This window comes from Christiangramia aquimixticola, from assembly GCF_048285835.1.
Classification (GTDB): Bacteria; Bacteroidota; Bacteroidia; order Flavobacteriales; family Flavobacteriaceae; genus Christiangramia; species Christiangramia aquimixticola.
The window spans coordinates 1-496 of the sequence record NZ_JBLVTL010000023.1; the positions used below are offsets into that span (position 1 = coordinate 1).

Consider the following 496-nt stretch of genomic DNA (forward strand, 5'->3'; position numbering starts at 1 on the left):
AATCTCAGAAAATCACAGTTTCTGACGCTAGTGCTCCTACATTATCCGGAGTTCCTGCAGATGTTACTGTAACGTGTGATAATATTCCTGCAGTTGCTTCTCCTTCAGCTAGCGATGTGTGTGATTCTACCCCTGCTATCACCTTTGCTGAAACTAGTACTAAAGGAACAGATCCTGATCAAGCTTCTTTTTATAACTACGAGATTACAAGAACCTGGACCGCAACAGATGCTGCTGGAAATAGTTCTTCTCAATCTCAGAAAGTCACAGTTTCTGACGCTAGTGCTCCTACATTATCCGGGGTTCCTGCAGATGTAACTGTAACGTGTGATAATATTCCTGCTGTGGCTACGCCATCAGCTAGCGATGTTTGTGATTCTACCCCTGCTATCACCTTTGCTGAAACTAGTACTAAAGGAACCGATCCTGATCAAGCTTCTTTTTATAACTACGAGATTACAAGAACCTGGACCGCAACAGATGCTGCTGGAAATAG

General features: G+C 43.3%; 1 pseudogene. It reads left to right on the forward strand.

The window, feature by feature from the left end:
* Positions 1 to 496, forward strand: a pseudogene (locus tag ACNKXV_RS13315) (hypothetical protein); the annotation flags it as partial.